Genomic DNA, 22,160 nt, shown 5'->3' with positions numbered 1-22,160 from the left:
CGAGATCACTCAGGTCGCAGAAACCGCCGGTGTGGCGCCGCCAGAGCGGCAGCGTTTGCGACTTGAAGCACACCGCATGACACCTGTCACGAGTATCCGGTGACACCGCCGTCCGGACACCGCAGCCGTCGGCGGCCAGGCTGTAAGCATGAGCACAGCACCGGACACACGGGCATCGACGAAACCACGCGCCACGGCATCCGACGATGCCGTCGTCATCACCAATCTGCACCGGCATTTCGGCCTGGGCGAGCGCACGGTGAAGGCCGTCGACGGTGTGGATCTCAGCATCCGCCGTGGCGAGGTCATCGCACTTCTCGGCCCGAACGGCGCCGGTAAGACGACCACGCTCGACATGCTGCTGGGTCTCACCGACCCCAGCGACGGCACCCTCTCGGTGTACGGCCAGAAACCCATCAAGGCAGCCAAGGCGGGTGTGATCGCCGGCGTGCTGCAGACCGGCGGCCTGCTGTCTGACCTCACCGTGCGCGAGACCGTCGAAGTCATAGCATCGCTGCACGGCCGGGAGGCGCTCTCCCGCGTGCCCGATGTGCTCGCCAGTACCGAACTTGCGCCCATTGCTCGGCGCCGTCTCTCGAAATGCTCCGGCGGTGAGCAGCAACGCGTCAAGTTCGCGCTCGCATTGGTCGCCGACCCCGACATCCTCGTGCTCGACGAGCCGACCGCCGGTATGGACGTCAACGCCCGCCGGCATTTCTGGGACGTCATGCGCGCGGATGCGGATGCCGGTCGAACGATCATCTTCGCCACGCACTACTTGGAGGAGGCGGAGCAGTTCGCACGGCGAACCGTGGTGATGCACCGTGGTGTCATCGTCGCCGATGCTCCGACCGCGCAACTGCGCGCCAACCTCGGCGGCCGCACCGTCGCCGCAAGCCTTCCCGCGGGGGGCGCCGACACGATCGTCCGGCAGCTGACCGCGACCGAGGGCATCGTCGACGTCCATGTCGACGGCGATCGCGTGAGCCTGCGTGCGAAGGATTCGGATGCCGCGGCATCCGCCCTCTTGAACGCCGGCGCGCACGATCTGGAGATCACCGCCCCCACCCTCGAAACCGCCTTCACAGCCCTGACGGAGGACTGATCATGACCATGACGATCTCACCCACCATGATGCGCATCGAAGCGATGCGGCAGCTCCGCAACCCCTACACGCTCGCCTTCACCCTCGCGATGCCAGTGGCGATGTACCTGCTGTTCGGTGCGAGCATGGGCTACGGCTCGATGTCGGCCGGGCACGGCAACGTCAAGTTCTACGTGATGGTGTCGATGGGAGCATACGGAACGGCCGTCGCCATGAGCTCGCTCACATCGCTCGCCGCCACCGAGGCGAAGCAGGGCTGGGGCCGCCAACTCGCCATGACCCCGCTCGGCACAGCCGGATACGCGATGACGAAGCTGCTCACGGCGGTCTCGTTCGCCGCGCTCGCCGTGGTCCTCGTGTTCGCTGCGGGGCTGCTCACCGGGGCGGAGGCTGCTGATGCCTGGCGCTGGTGGGCCGCGGCGGGGATCATGCTCGCCGTCGGACTCATTTACGGTCTCTACGGACTCGGGGTCGGACTGTTCTTCAACTCCGACTCTGCGGCGGCCCTGGCATCCATCTCGATGACCTTCTTCGCGTTCTTCGGAAACGTGTTCATCCCGCTCGATGGTGTCATGCTCGATATCGCCCGTTTCACCCCGCTGTATGGTTTCGTCGCGCTGAGCCGCTGGCCGCTCACCGACGGCGTCCTCACGACCGGCCAGACCGATCAGCTGTGGATGGTCGTGCTGAACATTCTCGTGTGGCTCGGAGTGTTCGCCGCGCTCGTCGCGGCAGGCGCCAAGCGCTCGCGATCGCGCCGATAGGGTCGACTGCATGGCGGATGACCTGACCCGGCGAGCGGCGGCGGCCTCAGCGGCCGGCGCCGCTCCCGCCGCCTGGGCGGCGCAGGGAACTCGTCGCGCCGGCAGCGAAGGCGCGAAGTCGCCCTGGGAACGTTTCGGCTGGGTGATGGCGGCCGTGTGGCTGGTCTTCCTCACGTATCCGATCGTCGCCCTGGTGAGATCGGATGCCGCCCAGGGCTGGATCATCACCGGTTGGATCGGCCTCGGAACCTTCGTCGTCTCCTATGTCGCCGGGTTCGTCCACGGCATGAGCTTCGGCGGCGGCGGACTCACCGACCCTCCGAAGCCGATTCAGTGGGTCGTATTCGTCGTTCTCATCGTGTGTGCGGCGCTGACGGTTCCGGCGACGCTCGGGGCGGCGCTGAGCTTCCTGCCGTTCATCATGTCGTTCGCGTCGTACGGGCTGACGCGCATCGCGCACTGGACCACGTTCATCGTCAGCATCGTGATTACGGCGGCCGTCGTCTTCTTCACGCCAAGTGGCACGAACTACATCACGGTGCTGGTGATCGTCGGGCTGTTGGGAGTGGTGAACACGGTTTCGACGACGTTGATCATCCGTTCTGCCCAGGCCGAACAGCTGGGGCTCGAGCTCGCCACCAGCGAAGGCCGCGAGGCCGTCGCCCGCGACGTGCACGACCTCGTCGGACACTCGCTCACGGTGGTGAGCCTGAAGGCGCAGCTCGTGCGCAGACTCATCGACAGCGATCCGGAGCGGGCGAAGGCAGAGCTCTCCGACATCGAAACCCTCACCGCAGAGGCGATTTCCGGAGTGCGAGCCACCGTCGCCGGTGTTCGCAGCGCAGCGCTCACCGAGCAGATCGCCTCGTGCCGTGAGGCGTTGAAGGCCGCCGACGTGCTGATGGAGGTGGAGGGGGATGCCGCGGCGCTCTCACCCGCGCAGTCGCTGACAGCGAGTTGGATCCTCCGCGAGGCGACGACGAACGTGCTGCGCCATGCCGGTGCGCGCGCGGTGACGGTGCGCATCGCGCCGGGGAGCTTCGCCGTGGTCGACGACGGCCGCGGCCTCGGATCCGGCGAGGGCAACGGAATGCGCGGGATGCGGGAGAGGGCGACCACCGGCGGGGCGACACTCGCGGTGACCGCGGGAGCGCACGGCGGCACGCAGGTGGAGGTGACATGGTGACCGATACGGAACAGATCCGCCTCGTCATCATCGACGATCAGGCGATGCTGCGCGGTGCGCTCGCGGCTCTGCTGGAGCTCGAAGACGATCTCACGGTCGTCGGCGTCGCTGGCGACGGAGATGAAGCCGTGCAGTTGGTGTCGCAGACCGCGCCGGACGTGTGCCTCATGGACATCCAGATGCCGGGCATGGACGGCATCGCGGCGACCGAGGCGGTGTGCGCAGCAAGCCCCGAGACGCGCGTGCTCATCGTGACGACCTTCGCGCGCCCTGGGTACCTGCGTGCCGCATTGGATGCCGGAGCGAGCGGCTTCGTCGTGAAGGATGCCCCGGCGGAGCAGCTCGCCGACGCCGTGCGCCGGGTGCACGCAGGGCTGCGGGTCGTGGACCCGGCTCTCGCCGAGGCGAGTCTGTTCGACGGCGCGAATCCGCTGAGCGAACGCGAGCAGCAGGTGCTGCGGCTCGCCGCCGACGGGCGCAGCGCCGCCGCGATCGCCGCCGAGGTGTTCCTGTCTGCGGGCACCGTGCGCAACAACCTCTCCGCCGCGATCGGCAAGGTCGGCGCGGCGAACCGCGCGCAGGCCGTGCGAATCGCGCAGGACAAGGGCTGGATCTAGCCGCGGCGTCCCGGTGCGGGACTGTTCAGGTCGCAATCCTTGTCGGCATGTGCGCGTCATAGCGGCAGAGATTGCGACCTGAACGTGTTGGGTTGGCCGGCGCCGGGCGCCGGGCGCCCGGTGCCGGGCGCAATGTCTGACCCCGCGCGTAGCGTTGACGACGGTCGGGCGCCGACGCCCACCAGGAGGAGTGCACGATGGACTGGAAGATCGAACTCATCTTCATGCCGGTCACGGATGTCGACCGGGCGAAGGACTTCTACGTGAAGATCGGCTTCAACGCCGACCATGATCACGTGCCCTACGAAGGTCTGCGATTCGTACAGATGACCCCGCCGGGTTCGGCGTGCTCGATCGCGTTCGGAACGGGCATCGGCGGGAATCTCGAACCGGGGCAGCAGGACTCGATCCAGGTCGTGGTGCCCGATGCGGATGCTGCGCTGGCGCAGCTGCGCGATGCTGGCGTCGAGGCGAACGGCGTCGACGAGCAGGCTTGGGGCCGGTTCGTCACGTTCGACGACCCCGACGGCAACAGCTGGACGCTCCAGCAGATACCGGATTACAGCGCAGCTGGCTGACCCGGGGTAGACGCGAGCTGGCCTCAGCTGTTCACGCGGATGATCTCCTGCTGATACGGCGCGATCACCATCGGGGAGATGCGCAGGTCGAGCAGCAGGAACCGACGCTCGGCGACGGGCTGCGCCGCCCAGCTCCCCAGCCGGTCGAGATCGTCGAGGGTGCGCACGACGACGCCCTCGGCGCCGACCGCTGCGGCGAACGCCGCGAAGTCGACCTCGGGGATGCGCATGGGCTCCTCGGCGAGCCCCTTGAGTCCGTAGAGGTGCACCTCTGCGCCATAGGCGGCGTCGTTCCAGACGACGGCGCACCCACGGCCGCCGGCGGTGCGCACCGCTGACTCGAGGTCGGCGATCGCCATGAGCCCGCCGCCGTCGCCGGTGCTGAGAACGACGGTCGACTCGGGCCGGGCTCTGGCCGCCCCGACGACGCTCGGCCACCCCAGACCGATCGCCTGGAACGCTGTGCCCACCATCATCATGCGATCGGGTGAGGCGACCGGCCAGTACATGTTCGCCCAGCCGATGAAGTGCCCGCCGTCCGAGACGACGACACGGTCCTCGGGCAGCAGCTCGGCGATGCGCCGTGCCGCCGAGCGGGGATCGAGGCGCCCGTCCGGCGCGAGCTCGTCACCCGTGTCGTACGCCCGGGCGGCCACGACGTCGATGGCCTCGCGCCACGGCCGCCGCACAGCTTCGGATGCCGTGGACGACACGCCGTCGGCGGGCACGTGCGCGCCGGCGTGTCGGTCGCCGGATCCGAAGTTGTGCACGGGGCGGAGATCGTGCGCGGGGCGGAGCCGCTCGACCAGTGCCTCTGCGACAACACGGGCGTCGCCGCGGACGTACCCGCCCACGTGCGCGTGGGTCGCCGCCGGAGCCACATCGACCTGGAACACCCGCGTCCCCGGCGCGAACAGCTCGCCGAATCGCATCGTGAACTGATTCAGCGACGCCCCGAACACGACGGCGACGTCGGCGTTGCGGACGAGTTCCATCGCCCCCTCGGCCCCGAATCCGCCGGTCACACCGAGGTCGTACTCGGCGGCGGGGAACACGCCGCACCCGAGGGCGGTGGATGCTGTGAGCGCTCCGGATGCGTCGGCCAGAGCCCCCAGCGCCTCCCCGGCGCCGGCGAGCCAGGCGCCGCGCCCGGCGAGCAGGAATGGCCGCTCTGCATCGCGCAGGGCTGCGGCGATGTCATCCAGCATCCCCTCGGCGAACCCGCCGGCAGGGTCGAGTGCACGCGGAACGCGGGGGGCGGGCGCATCGGGCACGGGGCCGGCTTCGAGCGCGGCGACGTCATAGGGGATCGCGAGCACGACGGGCACGCGATAGGTGAGGGCGTGCTCCATGGCGATGACGGTGGTTGCCGCGGCATCCGCTCGCCCGACCGTGTAGGTGCGGGCGCCGACGGCCGAGGCGAGTGCGATCTGGTCGACGTCCCAGGGGCGCGGGCCCGAGGTCGGTTCGTCTCCCACGACGAGCACGAGCGGGATGTGCGCCTGCACAGACTCGGCGAGCGCGGTGAGCGTGTTCGTGAATCCGGCGCCGTAGGTGGCGGTGCCTGCGGCGATGCGCCCCGAGGCGCGGTAATGCGCGTCTGCGGCGACCACGGCGCCCTGCTCATGGCGGACCGCCGTGAACGACGCCGACGTCTCGCGTTCGAGGGCATCGAGGAAGTACGCGTTCCCGTTGCCCATCACTCCGAAGACATGGTCGACGTGGCGGGCGAGGGTGATGGCGGCGTGCGCGGATACGGTGGGCATGACGGAGCCTTTCGAGACGGTACGGTTGCGGATTCCGTATGTGTCTCGCTCGACGCTTCCGCGCGTCGGAGGCTTCGTGCCCTTTTTTCGAGCACCGGCAGTGCCGGACATGTCGATTCTAGCTCTGCGTTGACGCCAGAATGGGTCCATGGCGACTCGACTCAATACTCTCCGGCATGACCTGGTTCGGCGTGCTCGGGACGGCGCACTGTCGCTGGAGAACATCGCGCTGCTCGTCGGAGCGGCCTTCTTCATCGTCGGGTTCCTGGTGACGCTGATCATCTTCTGGGGGAGCGAGCTGCGGATCTCCGGGGCATGGTCGATCGGTGCCTATGCGGCGGTCGGCGGGGCGGCCGTCGCCGTGATCGCCGTCCTGCTGGGCCGGGCCGCGGTGCTGCACGGGCGGATGAGGTCGCGCCGAGACGGCCTGACCATGCGCGACGATCGCCTGCGCTGGTATGACACGGCGGCGATCACGCTGGCATACGCGGTGACGGCACTGCTGGGCTGGTCGGGCATCGCGTCGCTCCTCGAGATGAGCTTCACCGATGCGCCGGTCTTCGACTTCCCCGGGGCGGTGATCGTCGGCGTCGCCTTCGCCCTGACGGCGTATGTGTGCTTCCTCAGCGCCGCATCTCTCACGCCGATGATGCTCTCACTGGTGCTCGCGATCTTCCTCGTCGTCGGCGCTTTCGCCAGTATGCTGACGGCGTCGGACGTGCACTGGTGGCGCGACAACCTCTCGGCGCTCGGCATGGCCAGCAACGACTCGCGGTGGATCTTCAACGGAACGCTCATCGTCGCCGGCGTCATCGTCACCATCATCACCCGCTACGCGACGGCCGGACTGCCGGTGACGACTCGGAAGGAGAAGCGGGGTCGTCGCCTCATCCGCATCGGCATGATCTGCGTCGGCATCTTCCTCACCTGCGTCGGCATCTTTCCCATCGACGCCTTCTTCCTCGTGCACAACACCGTCGCCACCGGTATGACCGTCGCGTTCGCAGCCGTCGTGATCGCGCTGCCCTGGCTGCTGCCCACGATCTCGAAGGTCTTCATCGGTCTGGGCTACGTCTACGTCGCCGTGATCGCGCTGCTCGCCATCTTCTTCGTCACCGGCTACTACAACCTCACCGCGGTCGAACTGATCGCCGCCATTCTCATCTTCAGCTGGATCATCGTCTTCCTGCGTGCCGCGCACGAGCTCGCGCCCGTTGTGGTGACCGTTCCCGCGGCGGCTCGTGAGTATGTATAGACTCTTTACATATGACGCCGACCGAGAGTCGAGAGATGCAGATCACCACCGCCGTCGACCTCGGCAAGACCCGCTGCCGGGTCGCGGTCATGGATGCTGGCGGGTTGCGCACATTCTTCGGTGACGGTGCGCCGGGTCTGGCTTCTGCGAACGGCATCGACGCCGCGCTCGGCGCGATCCTGCCACTGCTCGAGCGAGCGGGGCAGGCAGGGCACACGGGGCGGATCGACGCACTGGGAGTGGGCGCCGCGGGCGCCTGGACCGCACCCGATCAGGCGCTCGAACTCGCACGACGGCTCGCCGATGAGACCGGCGCCCGCGTCGCGGTCGCCTCCGACGTCGTCACAGCCCATGCCGGTGCACTGGAGGGCGCACCCGGAACGCTCCTGATCGCCGGCACCGGCGCCGCAGCGCTCGGTGTCGATAAAAACGGCGTCGACAAGAACGCCGTCGAAACGAACGGCGTCCACCTCGTCGACGGCTGGGGGCCCGACCTCGGCGACCTCGGCGGCGGCTCATGGATCGGCCGCGAAGGCATCCGGGCAACGCTGCGCGCCCGCGACGGGCTCGGAGAGGCGACCGCACTCACCGATGCCATCCGCGCACACATCGCACCCGCCTCGGATGCCGTCGCGTGGCTCGCCGGCGATCTCGCTGTGGCACGGCAGCTGGCCTCGCTCGCACCCCTCGTGCTCGACGCTGCCGTCACCGGAGACGCCGTTGCCGACCGGATCGTGGCCGAGGCGACTCGTCTGCTCACGGCATCCGCCGTCGCGGCATCCGATGCTCCGCGCGTCGTCGTCCACGGTGGACTGACCGACCACGACGGATTCCGCTCCCGACTGGAGAGCTCCCTGACCTCCGCCGGCCGAGACGTCACCCCTGCCGCTGGCGACGCCCTCGACGGCGCCGCACTCCTCGCCCGCCGTACCGATATGCCCCACGAAAGGTTCGTCCACCGTGCCTGATGCAGCAGCCCCTGACCACGATCCCGCTCGCCTGGCCGAACTGCTCGGGGTGCTCTCGCAGCTCGACACAGAGGCGGCGACCATTGAACGCGGCGACCTCGATCTGCAGGGCACCGTCGAGCTCGTCCGCCGGATGAACGCTGAAGACCAGCGGGTCGCCGTCGCCGTCGCCGAGCGGACGGAGGAGATCGCCCGCGCGGTTGACGGAATCACCGAGCGCTTCCGCCGCGGTGGGCGCCTCATCTACATCGGTGCGGGGACGGCGGGACGCATCGGCGTGCTCGACGCCAGCGAATGCCCGCCCACGTTCGGCACGGATCCGTCGATGGTCGTCGGCATCATCGCCGGCGGCGAGACTGCGATCCGCGCGGCCGTCGAGAACGCCGAAGACGATGCGGATGCCGCTGAGGCATCCCTGCGCGACCTCGCACTCACCGACCGCGACACGGTCGTCGGTATCTCAGCATCCGGCCGCACGCCGTACGTCGTCGGCGGCCTCGAGTACGCCCGGGGGATCGGCGCGCTCACCGTCGCGATCGCATCGAACCGCGACTCCGCCATCGGTGCCGCAGCCGAGATCCCGATCGAGGTCGTCACCGGCCCCGAATTCATCTCCGGTTCCACCCGGCTGAAGTCGGGCACAGCGCAGAAGCTCGTCGTGAACATGCTCACGACCCTGTCGATGATCAAGCTCGGCAAGACCTACCGCGGCGTCATGGTCGATCTGCTCGCCACCAACGAGAAGCTGCACGCCCGCTCGATCCGTACGGTCACCGAACTCGCCGGGGTCGGCGTCGACGAGGCGGCCGCGGCGCTGCGAGAGGCGGGGGGCTCCGTGAAGCTCGCACTGCTGACCCTCGCCAGCGGTGCCGACGTCGAACGTGCGCGGGCCGCGCTGGCCGAGGCCGGCGGCATCCTGCGTGAGGCGATCTCAGCGCTCAGTTGATCCGCACCTCGAAGCCGTCGCCGGCCGGGGAGATCTCGATCTGCGTGAGGTCGTCGACGTGATGCGCCGGGCCGAACTCGGGGGCGTGCGGCCCGACGCCGATGACGATCATGCCCGCGTCGAGTCCGGCGCGGATGCCGGCGCCGGAGTCCTCGAATACGACGCAGTCGACGGGGTCGATGCCGAGAAGGGATGCTGCGAGCAGGAACCCCTCCGGATCGGGCTTGCTGTTCGTCACTCGTTCGGCGGTGATCGCGAGTTCGGGGATGGCCAGCCCTGCGGCGCCCATCCTGGCGGTCATCAGAGCGAGGTCGGCCGAGGTGACGATGGCGTGCGGCAGGCGGGCGAGAGCACTGAGCAGTTCGGCGGCACCGGAGATCTCGAAGACGCCGTCGGTCTCGGCACTCTCGCGGGCGAGCAGCTGCTGGTTCTCGACGAGGTTGATCTCGTGGTCGCGCTCGGGCAGCAGTATCGCCATGCTCTGCCAGCCCTGGCGTCCGTGGACCGTCTTGAGCACGGTGTCTTGATCGAGGCCGTGCGGCTCAGCCCATTCCCACCAGAGGCGCTCGACGACGGCGGTCGAGTCGACGAGAGTGCCGTCCATGTCGAGGAGCGCGGCGCGGGCGGTGACGGTTGCCATGCATCCAGGCTAGCCCGGTCACGAGCGGGTTCCGACGCCGACTATTCTGGTGGCATCCCCCGATGTTCCACCCGGCAACTCGCGCGCCGGACGATCTTCGGCGCGCTCAGAACATGCAAGGACGCTGATGAACGACTTCGCGGCATATCGTGACGACTGGATGACCAAGGAAGAGCTCGCCGAGCGGATGGTTCCGCTGATCGGAGCTCTTCGCCGCGATCACGAGGTGGTGACCTCGCTGCACGGGCATCGTCTGCTGGGCCTGTCGACCACCGGCATCATCGAGATGCACGAGCGCGTCGCCCAGCTCGGCCACGAGGAACTGGCGCTGGAGGACACCCTCGCCGTGCTCGAGGCGCTGCGTGAGCTGGCGCCCGGAGCATCGTCGATCGATGTCGCACGGCTCGTCGCCGGGCGCACGGATGCCGACCTCGACGAGTACCTGCGCGAGGCCCTCGCCCCGGCGATGGGGGCGGAACCCGCCGATCCCACCGATGTCGTGCTGTACGGCTTCGGCCGCATCGGGCGCCTGCTCGCCCGCATCCTCATCGCGCACACCAGCGGCGGCAGCGGACTGCGCCTGCGCGCCATCGTCGTGCGCCGCGGTTCGGACAACGACCTCGTCAAGCGCGCGTCGCTGCTGATGCGCGACTCCGTGCACGGCCGCTTCGCCGGCTCGGTCACCGTCGACGAAGAAGCCTCGCAGATCATCGCCAACGGCACGCGCATCCAGGTGATCTACTCAGACGATCCGGCATCCGTCGACTACACGTCCTACGGCATCCAGAACGCGATCGTCGTCGACAACACCGGGCGCTGGCGCGACGAGGCGGGCCTCAGCCGCCACCTCGAGGCGAAGGGGGTCGCGCGGGTGCTGCTGACCGCTCCCGGCAAGGGGATGCTGAAGAACATCGTGCACGGCATCAACGACGCCACCATCACCCCGGAGGACCGCATCCTGTCGGCGGCATCCTGCACGACGAACGCCATCACCCCGGTACTCAAGGCCGTCGACGAGGCCTACGGAATCGTGCGCGGCCACGTCGAGACGGTGCACTCGTTCACGAACGATCAGAACCTCATCGACAACTTCCACTCCGGTGACCGGCGCGGCCGCTCGGCGGTGCTGAACATGGTCATCACCGAGACCGGCGCCGCGAAGGCCGTCGCCCGCGCGCTGCCGGAGCTCGAGGGCAAGCTCACGGGGTCGGCGATCCGTGTCCCCACCCCCGACGTCTCGCTCGCCGTGCTGCACCTGACCCTCGAGAACGCGGCGACCAAGGACGAGCTCAACGACTACCTGCGCCGGGTCTCGCTGCACTCGAAGCTGCGGCAGCAGATCGACTACGTCGAATCTCCCGAGGTCGTCTCGACGGACTTCGTCGGCTCGCACCGCGCCGGCATCGTCGACGGCCTCGCCACGATCGCGAACGACCGCGACGTCGTGCTGTACGTCTGGTACGACAACGAGTACGGCTACTCGTGCCAGGTCATCCGCGTGCTCGAGGTCATGGCCGGCTCCCACCCCGTCGTACTGCCCCCGCGTCGCGAGGTGACGCTGCAGGCGTGACCCGGCTCACCGTCTCGGAGCGGGATGTCTAGGATGAAAGCATGCCATTGAACGGGGAATATCAGCCGTCCACGTCGGACTGGGCGCGCACGCAGGCCGAGAAGTTCGAAGCATCGGCGGGCACGGAAGCCGGGTCGTTGAGGGGGATGCCGATCATCGTGCTGACGACAGTCGGCGCCAAGACCGGCGCGCTGCGCAAGACAGCTCTCATGCGCGTCGAGCACGACGGTCAGTACGCGGTGATCGCATCGCTCGGCGGTGCGCCGCAGGAGCCGAAGTGGGCGTCGAACATCCGCAAGCATCCGCACGTCGAACTGCAGGACGTCGACGTCCGGCGTGATTACATCGCTCGGGAAGTCGACGGCGAGGAGCGCGCACTGTGGTGGGACCGGGCGGTCCAGGCCTTTCCCGACTACGCCGAGTATCAGACCAAGACGGATCGCCGGATCGCGGTCTTCGTGCTGGAGCCGATCGCGGCGTGACCTGTCGTCTCGCGCTAGGGGAGATGGTTTCGGTCGGCTACGGAGTTCCATAACCGACATGGATCATCTCGCATCGCGAGGTATTGATGTCGGTGGCAGCGGGCAGGATGGGAGCATGACCCCCGGAATGCTCCGCGCAGAGCGGCTGCGCTCGCATCGGCTCACGGCTCCGGCGCGGACAGTGCTGGATGCTGCGCGCCACATGCTCGCGGTGCAGGCGCAGGAGTTCTGGGCCGGGCGCTGGGCGATCGCCGCGCGCACGACCGGTGCGCCGACGCTGCGCGCGGTCGACAGACTCTTCGACCGCGGCACGCTCATCCGTGCGTGGACTCAGCGCGGCACCCTGCACGTTCTCCCCGCCGAAGATCTGGCGTGGGTGCTAGCGGTGACGGGGGAGCGTCAGCTGCGCCTGGCCGCACCGCGATATCGCGAACTCGGGCTCGACACCGACGTGCTTGCGACGGTCGAACGGGTGCTCTGCGGTGCGCTGCGCGGTGGCAACGCGATGACACGCACCGAACTCTTCACCGTGCTCGAGAACGCCGGTATCGACCCGGCAGGTCAGCGCGGGCTGCATGCCATCCAGAACCTGGCGCTGCGTGGCATCCTCTGCCAGGGGCCGGTCGTCCCACGGCCCGGCGGCGCCTCGCGTGAGCAGCTGTTCGTGCTCACCGACGAGCACATCCGCACACCCGCTGCAGCACCGGCCGACCCCGCCGCCGAGATGTTCGTGCGCTTCATCGTCGGGCACGGACCGGCGACCGCCGAGGACTTCGCCTGGTGGGCGGGTGTCACCCTCGGAACCGCCCGCGCCGCGGCATCCGTCTCCGACCAGCGCATCCACGAGACGACGGAGGGCGTGTTCGCCGCGCGCACGCATCCGCGGCGCAGCTCGCGCGCAGCATCCGTCCTCGCCCTCGGCCCGTTCGAGGAGTACTACATCTCGTATCGTGACCGCACGATCGCCTGCCCGCCCGAGCATTTGGCCGCCGTCGGACCGGGCAAGAACGGCATGGTGCGCCCGATCCTCCTCGCGGACGGCGTCGTCGTCGGAACCTGGCGGCACTCCACCGCTGTCGGGCGGCACACCGACGACCCGGTGCCCGAGCTGCTGACTCCGGGCGGCGCGAGCGATGCGGCCATCGCCGCGGCCCTCGACCGCTACGCCGCGTTCATCACCGGATGATGCGGGAAGCTTTTCGCGGGTGTTGAGCGCCCGTAACCGGCGAAACCCTTCCCGCATGCGGGAGACAAGCTCACTCCGCCGCGTGCCGGTCGAGGAATGCGTACACCTCGCTGTCGTCGACGCCAGGGAAGGCGCCGCGGGGGAGCGGCGAGAACATGTGCATGTGCACGCGCGCACTCGGCCACGACTGGCTGCTCCACCGGTCGGTGAGATGGGGATCGGGCCGGCGGCAGCACGCTTCATCCGGGCAGGTCGACACGGTGCGATCCGGAGTGTCGCGCCCGCGCCACCAGCGTGCGTCATCGAACGGCACGCCGACGGTGACCGAGTACTCGCCGTCGCTTCCTGAACCGGTCTGCGTCGCGCACCAGAAGGTTCCGGACGGCGTGTCGGTGTACTGGTAGCGCTCGGTGGTGCGGTTCTGCTGAGTGAAGGCGGCGCGCGCCTGGAACTTGCGGCACACCGGCTGCCCTTCCACGGCGCCGGTGACATCCATCGGCAGCGGCAGATCGTCGTTCTCGTACACGCGCGTGATCGCACCGGTGTTGTCGACGCGCAGGAAGTGCAGCTTCATGCCCAGGTGCTCGGTCATGAGGTTGGTCATCCGCATACCGGCCGCCTCGTGCGTCACACCGAACGCGTCGCGGAAGTCTTCCACGGCGAGGTTGCGGTCCTTCTTCGCCTGCTGCAGGAAGGCGACCCCCGCCGTCTCGGGGATCAGGCACGCCGCGGCGAAGTAGTTGATCTCCAGCCGCTGTTGCAGGAAGTCGGCGTAGTCGGTCGGCGGCGTGTGCCCGAGCAGGCGGTGCGCCATCGCCTGCAGCGCCATCGAGCGCAGTCCGTGACCGCCGGGGATGGATGCCGGGGGCAGATAGATCCTGCTGTTCTCGAGGTCCGTGACCGAGCGCGTGGAATGGGGCAGGTCGTTGACATAGAGCAGCTCGAAGCCGAGCTGCTGAGCCATGATGATCACGGTGCGGTGGGTGAGCGCCCCGCTGACGTGCCCGGCGGCCTTGAGCTGCTTCTCGGCGAGCTTCTCGATGTCGCCGATGTAGTTGCTCTGCGCGCGCATGCGCAGGCGCAGTTCGGTGTTCGCCCGGCGTGCCTCCTCCGGCGTCGCGATGGCCTCGCGTTCGCGGCGCTGCAGTTCGCGATGGAGCCCCAGGATCGCCTCGATCGTCTCGTCGGGCATCCCCTTCGATACCCGCACCGGCGTGATGCCGAGTTGGCGGAACACCGGGCTCGCCTGCGCGTTCTCGAGTTCGATCTCCAGGGCGGCGCGCCGGTTCGGCGGCTCATCCGAGATCAGATCAGGAACTTCGGTTCCGGTGGCCTGGGCGATCGCCTGCAGCAGTGAGAGCTTCGGCTCGCGCTTGCCGTTCTCGATCAAGCTGAGCTGGGAACCGGCGACACCCACCTTCGCGCCGAGTTCGTCGAGGGTGAGCCCCTGAGACACACGGTGGTGCCTGATGCGATGACCGAGGGTCGTGAGATGGAGGCCCGTGTTCATTCCTTGAGCATACCGAAAGAAACGCACTTCTTTAGAACGAAATCGACCGAAAGTGCGCGTGTTGGTTGCTCAGAATGGATGCAGACACCGATCTCTTCGATCCTCAAGGAGCAGTCATGGCTATGGTCGAGACCTTCACATCTCGCGTTCGGGCAGTCGCCCCGGTGCGTTCGCTGGGCGCCGCTCCGACGTATGACACTGCGGAGATGGCCGAGCTCAAAGCCTGGGTCGAAGAGATCCGCGAACTCACCCAGCCTGCCGCAGTGCACTGGGTCGACGGCTCGGCGGCCGAGAACGACGCTCTGCTGCGCGGTCTTGTCGACGAGGGCAAGCTGATCAAGCTCAACCCCGAGTGGCGCCCCGGCTCGTACCTGGCGCGCTCGCACCCCAGCGACGTCGCACGCACCGAGGCGCGCACCTTCATCGCCTCCGAGCAGGAGAAGGATGCCGGCCCCACGAACAACTGGGCAGACCCCGCCGACATGCGCGCCAAGATGACCGAGATCTTCGAGGGGTCGATGCGCGGTCGCACGATGTACGTCGTGCCGTTCTCGATGGGCGCCGTGGGCGGGCCTCTCTCGCACATCGGGGTGCAGATCACCGACAGCGCCTACGCCGTGGCATCCATCGGCATCATGACCCGCGTCGGCGACGCCGTCACCCGTCAGATCGCCGAGGGCGCCCCGTGGGTCAAGACGGTGCACTCCGTCGGCGCCCCGCTCGCCCCGGGCGAGCAGGATGTCGAGTGGCCCTGCAACGACGACAAGTACATCGTGCACTTCCCCGACTCGCTCGAGGTGTACTCCTACGGCTCGGGCTACGGCGGCAACGCGATCCTCGCCAAGAAGTGCTTCGCGCTGCGCATCGCCTCGGTGATCGCCCGCGACGAGGGCTGGCTGGCCGAGCACATGCTGCTCATCCGCGTCATCGACCCGAACGGTAAGGCGTACCACGTGGCCGCTGCGTTCCCCTCGGCCTGCGGCAAGACGAACCTCGCGATGCTCCGCCCGAACATTCCCGGCTGGAAGGTCGAGACGCTCGGCGACGACATCGCATGGATCCGTCCCGGCGAAGACGGTCGCATGTGGGCCATCAACCCTGAGGCCGGCTTCTTCGGCGTCGCACCTGGCACCGGCGAGTCGACAAATGTCACTGCGATCGAGACCCTCTGGGGCAACACGATCTTCACCAACGTCGCGCTCCGTCCCGACGGCGACGTGTGGTGGGAGGGGCTGACCGACACGCCTCCGGCGAACCTCATCGACTGGGAGGGCAACGACTGGACGCCGGACTCCGGGCGCCCCGCCGCGCACCCGAACTCGCGCTTCACCGTCGCGGCAGCGCAGTGCCCGCAGATCTCGGACGACTGGGAAGAAGCGGTCCCGCTCGACATCATCCTGTTCGGCGGCCGCCGGGCGAGCAACGTCCCCCTCGTAGTCGAGGCCACCGACTGGACGCACGGCGTCTTCCTCGGCTCGACCATCTCGTCTGAGCGCACCGCTGCGGCCGAGGGCACCCTCGGCGAGCTGCGCCGCGACCCGTTCGCGATGCTGCCGTTCTGCGGCTACAACATGGGGGACTACTTCGCGCACTGGCTCAAGGTCGGCCGGTCCCTGCGCTTCGACCGTGCACCGCGGATCTTCCAGGTCAACTGGTTCCGTCGCGGCGCCGACGGCCGGTTCCTGTGGCCCGGCTTCGGCGACAACGCCCGCGTGGTCGACTGGCTCATCCGCCGCATCAGCGGTGAGGTCGCCGCCGTCGACAGCCCGATCGGCCGGCTGCCCCTCACGGAGGACCTCAACCTCGACGGCATCGAGATCCCGAGTGAGGACCTCGACGAGCTCTTCAGCGTCGACCCCGCCGCGTGGCAGCAGGAGGCCGATTCGACCGAGGCGTTCTACGACACCTTCGGTGAGACACTGCCGGCGGCCCTGCGCACCGAGCTCGCCTCGCTGCGCTACCGACTCGCGCAGGCGCAGTAAGCGCCGCGCACCAGACCCGCGGCGGCGGGATGGCAGGGACAGACCCATGGCTGAGTGGTCCCGTCATCCTGCCGCCGCGAGATAGCCGGGCCTGTCCCGTTCTGCGGACGTTTCGGGGGAATCAGTCTGCAGAACGGGACAGCGTCCGCACCTCCGCGACCTCTCGCGCACCGGTCCCCGAGCGGGTCGTTGAGCGAGCGGAGCGAGACGAAACGGGCTGAGCGAGTCGAAGCCCTCCCACCCCGAACGCTACGCCAGCAGCTGATGGCGGGCGAGATCCCGGTACAGCGGGGTCGACTCGATGAGCTCGGCGTGCGTGCCGCTGCCCACGACCTCGCCACCCTCGAGCACGACGATCAGGTCGCTGTCGACGACGGTCGAGAGCCGGTGCGCGATCACCACCAGCGTGCGGTCGGCAGAGACCGCGTCGATCGCCTCGCGCATGCGCTTCTCGTTGACGCCGTCCAGCGACGACGTCGATTCGTCCAGCAGCAGGATCGGCGCCTCTGTCAGCAGCGCTCGCGCGATCGCGAGACGCTGGCGCTCGCCGCCCGAGAGCATCACGCCGTCTTCGCCGACGGGGGTTTCGAGCCCGAGCGGATCGCGTTCCAGCACGTCGCCGAGGTTGACAGCCTGCAGGACTCGCGCGCAGTCGGCGTCTGTGGCCTCAGGCGAGGCAAGGCGCAGGTTGTCCGCAAGGGTACCGGCGAGGGTCGGGGCGTCTTGCTCGACGTAGCCGAAGTTCGCCCGCAGCTCGGCGCGCGGGTAGGTGCGGATGTCATGGCCGTCCAGGCGGATCGATCCGCCCGTGGGGTCGTAGAAGCGCTCGATGAGCGAGAGGATCGTGCTCTTGCCCGCGCCGCTCGGCCCGACAAGAGCCACCCGCGCCCCGCGCGGGACGTCGAAGGAGACGCCACGGAGGACGTCGCGGTCGGTCTGCGTCGCAGCATCCACCGCTTCCTCGGCGCGTTCGAGGTGGGCATCGACGAGGACCGTGCGCGCCTCTTTCGCGGCCGATTCGCGTGCCGCGACGACGGCGTCGGGGTAGCGGAAGCGCACGTCGTGGAACGACAGGGCGGGAAGGGACGGCCCCGGCTCGCCCGCCGGTGCGACCGATGCGGCGATCGCGGCATCCTCCTGATCCTCGGTCGGCAGATCAAGCACCTCTTGGATGCGACCGAGCGCACCCAGCGCCTGGTTCACCGAGGTGATCGCACCGAACGTCGTCGCCAGCGGCATGAGCATCATGAACAGGAACATCACGAAGGTGACCAGCGATGCCACCGTAATGGCACCGGCGGCCACACGGAAACCGCCGACGCCGAGCACCGCGAGCAGCGAAAGCTGCAGGGCGACGCCAGAGATCGGCACGACGAGCGCCGAGACCTTCGCGATGCGCACGCCGATGCCGTACGCGTCGCGTGCGATCCCGGATACAGCATCCGTCTCGCGCTCGGTCGCACCCGACGCGCGCACGGTGCGGATCGATGAGGCCGCGCGCTCGACGGCCGAGGCGAGTTCGCCGACCTTGACCTGCTGAGCCGTCGACGCCGTGCGGATCCGGCCGCCCAGCAGCACGACGACCGTCAGCGAGGCCCCCACGACCACGACGATGATCAGCAGCAGAATCGGGTCGATGAGCAGCATCGCGATGAGCGCTCCGATGAACATCAGGGCACTGCCGACGGCATCGGCCAGGCCCTGGGTGAGCACCGCGTACAGCAGTGTCGTGTCGGTGCCGACGCGCGAGACGAGATCGCCGGTTCGGCGCGCGTCGAACTCACGGATCGGCAGGTGCAAGATGCGGGCGATGAGCTGCCGGCGGCTGGAGTGCACGACGGCGGTGCCGGTGCGCTGCAGCAGATAGTGCTGATAGCCCGAGATGACCGACGAGATGATCACGAACGCGACCAGTGCCCACACCAGCATCCCGAGGGTCTTGCCTTCTTGGACGAACGAGATCACTTGACCGACCAGCAGCGGCTGTACGAGCGAGGTCGCGGCGCCGATGACGCTGAGCACGGCGACGACGATCAGCGTGCGCTTGTGCTCGAAGAGAAAGGGGAGGAGCTGGCGGAAAGTGGCGCGCGGGCCGTCCTGCGGCGCACCGCGTCCGCGCCGGCGAGTGGGCGCCGTACGAGACATGCGAGACCTCGATCTGAAGAAAAGGGGTTACCTACGACCGTACTTCCTGTGCGGGGCCCGCTTGACCTGTTGTGAACGCGTGAGTTATCCACAGATGACGTCCACGAGCGGCTCAAGGAGTGTGCCGCCGCGGAACGGATGAGCCTGTCCGACTATGTTGCCCGTCAGTTGACCGAACTCGTCCGTTTCCGAACCAATGCCGAGATCGTCGCTGCCGCGCGGGAGCGGACGGCGCGGCGTGGGCGCACGCTGACGCCGGAGCAGATTCTCGAGGCGCGCGACGCCGCGCGTGCCGCGGGGCTCGACATCGAAGTGCTCTCATCTCTTCGGCGAAAGACGCTTCGCGGAGAAATCCCCGCGAGTGATGCCAGGGAGGCTCTCGACACCCTCGCTCTCTTGGAGGTCGAGCGTCATCCTCTGCATGGCCTGCTGTCGCGGATCTGGCAGATGCGAAGCGAGATCTCTGCATACGACGCGGGGTACGTCGCGCTCGCCGAGGCGTTGGACCTTCCTTTGCTGACGCTCGATCGGAAGCTCGCCAGGACCGCCGAGCGCTACTGCGACGTGATCGTCCCGTGACGTCCGACACAATGGGGTGATGTCACGAAAGCTCCTCCTCGGTGACCGGGTCGCGGTACTCTCGCCCGCGTTCGCCGCTCCTGCCGTCGCACCCGCGCTGCACGAGCAGGCGCTGCGGCGGCTGACCGAGCTGACCGGCCTCATTCCGGTCGAGTATCCGACCACGCGCGACCTCGATGCCTCGCCCGAGGCCCGCGCGGCTGACGTCAATGCCGCGTTCGCCGATCCGAGCATCCGTGCGATCCTCGCGACGATCGGGGGAGACGACCAGATCCTCGTCGTCCCGCACCTCGACGCCGCGCTCGCGCAGGCCGACCCGAAGCCGTTCCTCGGGTACAGCGACAACACGAACATCCTGAACTGGCTGTGGCGGCTCGGGATCCCCGGCTTCTACGGTGGCTCGACCGCCGTGCACCTCGGGCCCGGCCCCGCCGTCGATGACGTGCACCTCCGGTCGCTGCGAGCCGCGCTCCTCGACGGTGGTGAGCTCGAGCTCACCGAACCCGGGGAGTCCGAGGACGTCGGCAAGCGCTGGACGGATCCGCGTGCGCTGAGCGCATACGGCGACCGCATCCCGACCGAGCCCTGGGTGTGGGCGGGCCCTGCCGCGCGCGTCGAGGGGCGCACGTGGGGCGGTTGCCTCGAAGTGATCGACCAGCTCGCCCTCGCCGGGCGACTCCCCGCGGCCTCCGATCTGGAGGGCACGATCCTGCTCATCGAGACGAGCGAGGAGCGCCCCGCGGCATCCTGGGTCGGCCGCTGGATGCGGGGGCTCGGGGAGCGCGGAATCCTCTCGGCCGTCGCGGGGGTCGTCGTCGCGCGTCCGCCGGTGAGTGACTTCGATTTCCATCCGTCAGCTGCCGAAGCCGACGCGCTCCGCGCAGCGCAGCGAGACGTCGTCTTGGAGACGGTGGCCAAGTACAACCCGGATGCCGTCACCTGTGTCGGCGTGCCGTTCGGCCACACCCGGCCGCAGTGGATTGTGCCCTACGGCGGCCGAATCGTGCTCGACGGCGCCGTACGACGGGTATTCGCCGGCTACTGAGCCCGGTCTACAGCTCGGCGCTCTGCGCCAACCCGAGGTCGGCCTCGTAATCGTGGTCCTTGGTCTCCGGTGTGAAGATCAGCGCGATGAAGGTCAGTACGCCCATGGCCGACAGATAGACGCCGACGAGCCAGGGAGCACCACCGGTCGCGGACCACAGCGCAACCGCGATGAACGGCGCGACGGCGGCGCCGAGGATCGACGACACGTTGTACGAGATCGCAGACCCCGAGTACCGCACGTTGGTCGGGAACAGCTCGGGGAGCATCGCGCCCATCGGGCCGAATGTGGTGCCCATCAGCATGAACCCCAGGATGAGGAACGCCTGCGTCAGCGCGCCGGTGAACTTCGGGTCGGCCTGCGGAAGCAGGAATAGATTGAACGTCAGGCCGAAGACGATGATCGCCCCCGTGATCCACAGCAGCAGCTTGCGGCGCCCGATGGCATCGGCGATCGGCCCGGAGAGCAACGTGAAGATGCCGAAGAACACGACGCCGACGATCTGCATGAGCACGAAATCGGTGTATCCGAATCCGGAGCCGGGCACGTCGGCATCGGTCTGAGCGGTGCCGTAGGTGAGCGTGAAGTTCGTCATCAGGTAGAACAGCACGTAGGTTGCCAGCATGATGAACGTGCCGAGGATGAGCTGCTTCCAGTAGTGGCGGAAGACCGTGACGAGCGGCATCTTGCGGATGGTTCCGCTTTCGCCGGCCTTCTTGAACGTGTCGGACTCGACGAGCTTGAGCCGCACCCACAGGCCGATGATCACCATGACGGCCGAGAACAGGAACGGGATCCGCCAGCCCCATGAGAGGAACGCCTCGGACTTCAGCGCCGGGTCCTCGGCGTGCGGCAGCAGCCAGTTGATCGCCAGGAAGATGAAGTTCGCGATGATGAAGCCGATCGGGGCGCCCAGCTGCGGGAACGATCCGTACCAGGCACGTTTTCCCTTCGGGGCGTTCTCGGTCGCCACGAGAGCAGCCCCCGACCACTCGCCGCCGAGAGCGAAGCCCTGCGCGAGGCGCAGGACGAGGAGCAGAAGCGGGGCCACCCAGTTGATCTGCTGGAACGTCGGCAGCACTCCGATGAGGACCGTCGCGATGCCCATCGTGAGGAGGGATGCCACGAGCGTGGCCTTGCGGCCGTACTTGTCACCGAAGTGGCCGAACACCATCGCGCCGATGGGACGGGCGACCATTGCCGCGCCGAACACAGCGAAGGATGCCAGCAGCGAGGCGGTCTCGTTATCGCTCGGGAAGAACAGGATCGGGAAGACGAGGACTGCGGCCGTCGCGTAGGCGTAGAAGTCGTAGAACTCGATCGTGGTGCCGACGAGGCTGGCGGTGATGACGCGCGAGCGCGGGTTGGCGGGTTTGACGGCGGTGCTCACCATACTCCTTGACGTTCGGGCGCTCGTAGACGAGCACCCGGGGGAGTTTACGCCTCTGGCGGGTGCGCTTCGCGACGGTTGCCGCGTGTTACTGCCAGAGAACCGCGATTCCGGCGTTGACGAGCGTCAGGATGCCGACCAACCAGAACATCGCCGGGGGGACGCCGCCGGACTTGCGCTGCTTGGACAGCCCGATCCCGAGGAGGGCCCCGATGATCAGCAGGATCACGAGCTTCGTGCCGATCTTGGCGTAGTTCATGGACCCATCGATGCCCCACGGTGCGGCAAGGATCAGCCCGGCGACCGCGGCGATCGCCATTCCGGTGTTCATCAGGCGCGTGAACTCACGCTTCCCGCCGAAGGCCTGCACGGCCCAGGAGCCGAAGAGGGTGGCGAAGCCGATGAGGTGGATGAACACGACGACATGCCGAAGAATCTCCATGCGG

20 protein-coding genes are annotated in these 22,160 nt (G+C 68.3%); 14 read left to right on the top strand and 6 right to left on the bottom strand.

What is annotated here, in order from left to right:
- The first annotated feature begins 148 nt into the window (after positions 1-148).
- The 5 genes from ACTICP_RS00355 (at position 149) to ACTICP_RS00335 (ending at position 4,250) form a co-directional block, all read left to right on the top strand.
- Positions 149-1,105, top strand: a complete 957-nt coding sequence (locus ACTICP_RS00355) for an ABC transporter ATP-binding protein (protein ID WP_206476830.1) — start codon at positions 149-151, stop codon at positions 1,103-1,105.
- 2 nt (positions 1,106-1,107) lie between these two features.
- Positions 1,108-1,869, top strand: a complete 762-nt coding sequence (locus ACTICP_RS00350) for an ABC transporter permease (RefSeq protein ID WP_441888370.1) — start codon at positions 1,108-1,110, stop codon at positions 1,867-1,869.
- Positions 1,870-1,879: 10 nt separating this feature from the next.
- On the top strand, positions 1,880-3,055 hold the full coding sequence (locus ACTICP_RS00345; RefSeq protein ID WP_441888368.1) for a sensor histidine kinase: 1,176 nt from the start codon (positions 1,880-1,882) through the stop codon (positions 3,053-3,055).
- On the top strand, positions 3,049-3,672 hold the full coding sequence (locus ACTICP_RS00340) for a response regulator (protein WP_441888366.1): 624 nt from the start codon (positions 3,049-3,051) through the stop codon (positions 3,670-3,672). The genes ACTICP_RS00345 and ACTICP_RS00340 overlap by 7 nt, the downstream gene beginning before the upstream one ends.
- A 197-nt stretch (positions 3,673-3,869) precedes the next feature.
- A complete protein-coding gene (locus tag ACTICP_RS00335) occupies positions 3,870-4,250 on the top strand; it encodes a VOC family protein (RefSeq protein ID WP_441888364.1) in 381 nt (126 codons plus the stop codon).
- A 23-nt stretch (positions 4,251-4,273) separates the two neighbouring features.
- Here the strand turns inward: ACTICP_RS00335 and ACTICP_RS00330 are convergent, their stop codons facing one another.
- Positions 4,274-6,016 carry a thiamine pyrophosphate-binding protein gene (locus tag ACTICP_RS00330; RefSeq protein WP_441888362.1) on the bottom strand — a complete coding sequence of 581 codons (1,743 nt, stop codon included), beginning with the start codon at positions 6,014-6,016 and terminating at the stop codon, positions 4,274-4,276.
- A gap of 148 nt (positions 6,017-6,164) precedes the next feature.
- On the opposite strand from ACTICP_RS00330, the gene ACTICP_RS00325 reads away from it, so the two are divergent.
- The 3 genes from ACTICP_RS00325 to murQ are packed head-to-tail and all read left to right on the top strand — an operon-like array spanning position 6,165 to position 9,185.
- Entirely contained in the window at positions 6,165-7,271 is a 1,107-nt protein-coding gene (locus ACTICP_RS00325; RefSeq protein ID WP_441888360.1) for a DUF998 domain-containing protein, read from the top strand.
- 35 nt (positions 7,272-7,306) lie between these two features.
- Positions 7,307-8,239, top strand: a complete 933-nt coding sequence (locus tag ACTICP_RS00320) for a BadF/BadG/BcrA/BcrD ATPase family protein (RefSeq protein ID WP_441888358.1) — start codon at positions 7,307-7,309, stop codon at positions 8,237-8,239.
- On the top strand, positions 8,232-9,185 hold the full coding sequence (murQ, locus tag ACTICP_RS00315) for an N-acetylmuramic acid 6-phosphate etherase (RefSeq protein WP_441888356.1): 954 nt from the start codon (positions 8,232-8,234) through the stop codon (positions 9,183-9,185). Before ACTICP_RS00320 ends, murQ begins: the two co-directional genes overlap by 8 nt.
- Here murQ and ACTICP_RS00310 read toward each other — a convergent pair.
- On the bottom strand, positions 9,178-9,825 hold the full coding sequence (locus ACTICP_RS00310) for an HAD-IA family hydrolase (protein ID WP_441888354.1): 648 nt from the start codon (positions 9,823-9,825) through the stop codon (positions 9,178-9,180). The genes murQ and ACTICP_RS00310 overlap by 8 nt on opposite strands.
- Positions 9,826-9,952: 127 nt before the next feature.
- Here ACTICP_RS00310 and ACTICP_RS00305 point away from each other — a divergent pair, with 127 nt between their 5' ends.
- The 3 genes from ACTICP_RS00305 to ACTICP_RS00295 all read left to right on the top strand — a co-directional run bounded on the left by ACTICP_RS00305 (position 9,953) and on the right by ACTICP_RS00295 (position 13,063).
- Positions 9,953-11,395, top strand: coding sequence for a glyceraldehyde-3-phosphate dehydrogenase (locus ACTICP_RS00305; protein WP_441888352.1), 1,443 nt, complete (start codon positions 9,953-9,955; stop codon positions 11,393-11,395).
- Positions 11,396-11,436: 41 nt separating this feature from the next.
- Entirely contained in the window at positions 11,437-11,877 is a 441-nt protein-coding gene (locus ACTICP_RS00300) for a nitroreductase family deazaflavin-dependent oxidoreductase (protein WP_441888350.1), read from the top strand.
- A 115-nt stretch (positions 11,878-11,992) separates the two neighbouring features.
- The gene (locus ACTICP_RS00295) at positions 11,993-13,063 is read left to right on the top strand and encodes a winged helix DNA-binding domain-containing protein (RefSeq protein WP_441888348.1); all 1,071 of its coding nucleotides are present in this window, start codon (positions 11,993-11,995) and stop codon (positions 13,061-13,063) included.
- Between the two features lie 70 nt (positions 13,064-13,133).
- Here ACTICP_RS00295 and ACTICP_RS00290 read toward each other — a convergent pair whose 3' ends face one another.
- Positions 13,134-14,573, bottom strand: a complete 1,440-nt coding sequence (locus ACTICP_RS00290) for a helix-turn-helix domain-containing protein (RefSeq protein ID WP_441888346.1) — start codon at positions 14,571-14,573, stop codon at positions 13,134-13,136.
- A 116-nt stretch (positions 14,574-14,689) separates the two neighbouring features.
- Here ACTICP_RS00290 and ACTICP_RS00285 point away from each other — a divergent pair, with 116 nt between their 5' ends.
- Entirely contained in the window at positions 14,690-16,555 is a 1,866-nt protein-coding gene (locus ACTICP_RS00285; protein WP_441888344.1) for a phosphoenolpyruvate carboxykinase (GTP), read from the top strand.
- A gap of 249 nt (positions 16,556-16,804) precedes the next feature.
- Here the strand turns inward: ACTICP_RS00285 and ACTICP_RS00280 are convergent, their stop codons facing one another.
- Positions 16,805-18,700, bottom strand: a complete 1,896-nt coding sequence (locus ACTICP_RS00280; protein WP_441888342.1) for an ABC transporter ATP-binding protein — start codon at positions 18,698-18,700, stop codon at positions 16,805-16,807.
- Positions 18,701-18,838: 138 nt separating this feature from the next.
- On the opposite strand from ACTICP_RS00280, the gene ACTICP_RS00275 reads away from it, so the two are divergent.
- Both ACTICP_RS00275 and ACTICP_RS00270 read left to right on the top strand, forming a co-directional pair.
- Positions 18,839-19,279: a type II toxin-antitoxin system VapC family toxin gene (locus ACTICP_RS00275; RefSeq protein ID WP_441888340.1), complete on the top strand. Its 441-nt coding sequence runs from the start codon at positions 18,839-18,841 to the stop codon at positions 19,277-19,279.
- A 19-nt stretch (positions 19,280-19,298) separates the two neighbouring features.
- Entirely contained in the window at positions 19,299-20,324 is a 1,026-nt protein-coding gene (locus ACTICP_RS00270) for a S66 family peptidase (RefSeq protein ID WP_441888338.1), read from the top strand.
- Between the two features lie 7 nt (positions 20,325-20,331).
- On the opposite strand, the gene ACTICP_RS00265 is transcribed toward ACTICP_RS00270, so the two are convergent.
- Together ACTICP_RS00265 and ACTICP_RS00260 are read right to left on the bottom strand one after the other, a co-directional pair.
- A complete protein-coding gene (locus ACTICP_RS00265; protein ID WP_441888336.1) occupies positions 20,332-21,717 on the bottom strand; it encodes an MFS transporter in 1,386 nt (461 codons plus the stop codon).
- An 85-nt stretch (positions 21,718-21,802) separates the two neighbouring features.
- Positions 21,803-22,156: a Fe-S protein gene (locus ACTICP_RS00260; RefSeq protein WP_441888334.1), complete on the bottom strand. Its 354-nt coding sequence runs from the start codon at positions 22,154-22,156 to the stop codon at positions 21,803-21,805.
- Positions 22,157-22,160: the final 4 nt, after the last annotated feature.

It is taken from the genome of Microbacterium sp. (genome assembly GCF_052102115.1).
Lineage (GTDB): Bacteria > Actinomycetota > Actinomycetes > Actinomycetales > Microbacteriaceae > Microbacterium.
The sequence above is the reverse complement of the archived record's forward strand: the minus strand, read 5'-3'. Positions and strand labels throughout refer to the sequence as shown.